This is a genomic window from Actinomadura sp. NPDC000600 (assembly GCF_040492135.1).
GTDB lineage: Bacteria > Actinomycetota > Actinomycetes > Streptosporangiales > Streptosporangiaceae > Spirillospora.
Genome location: NZ_JBEUPD010000136.1, coordinates 1 through 1117 on the forward strand (window position 1 = coordinate 1; position 1117 = coordinate 1117).

Here is a 1117-nt window from a genome sequence, read left to right on the forward strand (position 1 = left end):
GCCGCCGAACTGGACCCGGTACTGAAGGGCTTCGACCACGGCTTCGACGGCGAAGAGTAGACCCGCGCGGCGGAATGGGGTGATCAGCTGCGGGTGACGGTGAAGCCGGTGTCGTTGACCGCGCGGGTCCACACGTTCCGATCGAACCACTTGCTGATGTCCGGCTGCATCTCGGTGATGACGCGCATCCGGTCTTCCCAGTCGTGGCCGGACGGTCCGCGGCTTTCCTCGCACCCGTCGCAGCCGTCCTCACCGTGGATGTGGCCGGCGATCCAGGCGTTGACTGCCACGTTGACGATGACGCCGTACAGGTCGCCGCCGGTCTGCGCGAGGGCGTTGGGAACGCCGGCGAGGATCAGCGCGAGCTCGGGATTGTCCACCGGCGGCATCGGCGCCTGGCCCGCACCCTTGCGGGTGCTGCTCTCCTCGAAGCTGCGCGAGCTGTCCGCGAGGCGAGCGGCGAGCGCGGCCGCGTCGAAGTACCGCCAGGCCGACCGCACCTGGATACCGAGGCGGTCGGCCGCCGTGCGGACGTTCTTCTCAATGGTGTCCTCAACGGTCGCCGGGGCGAGCGTCACGCCCTGGTGGGCGAGCTCCGCCAGGGTCTGGGCAACGGCTTCCTTGAACGCCTTCGTGTTCCGCACGACCACAGCGTAGGGGAGCTCCCCCGCTCCTCTCAGCCGAACTGAACTGTGCACGCAGGGCGTTGTCAGTGGCTGCTGTCACTATCCGGTTTATGCCGATCAGCCGGGAGTACGCGCGCTCCCTCTTCGCGGACCTGACGCAGAGCGCCACGGTGCCGCTGGACCCTGACGAGCTCCTCCACATGCCGGGACTGGCGCAGCACGGCCACGTTTTCTTCGGCGACATAGCCGTGCGCTGCTACAAGCACAAGGCGCGCTGGATGTATGACGAGCGGGACATCCGGCGGGCCGGGCAGGCATTCGCGGAGCTGCGCCTGGACCTGGACGACGTTGTCGACGTCCAACTGCCCGCGTACCGCGACTTCGGACAAAGCGACCCGGAGGAGTGGCAGCGCGTCGACTGGCGGCGCCGACTGGTGTCGTGGATGTTCGGGCTGGCCCGCCACAAAGCCCACGACGGGATCCCGTACGAC

Annotated in this window: 2 protein-coding genes; one reads left to right on the plus strand and one right to left on the minus strand. The window is 68.3% G+C overall.

Going from position 1 to position 1117, the window contains the following annotated elements:
• Positions 1-83: 83 nt before the first annotated feature.
• Positions 84-644 (minus strand): hypothetical protein, encoded by a 561-nt coding sequence (locus ABWI07_RS44285; protein ID WP_242432145.1) that lies wholly within the window; start codon positions 642-644, stop codon positions 84-86.
• 92 nt (positions 645-736) lie between these two features.
• Here ABWI07_RS44285 and ABWI07_RS44290 point away from each other — a divergent pair.
• On the plus strand, positions 737-1117 hold a 381-nt coding region (locus tag ABWI07_RS44290), incomplete at its 3' end, for a hypothetical protein (protein WP_353822226.1).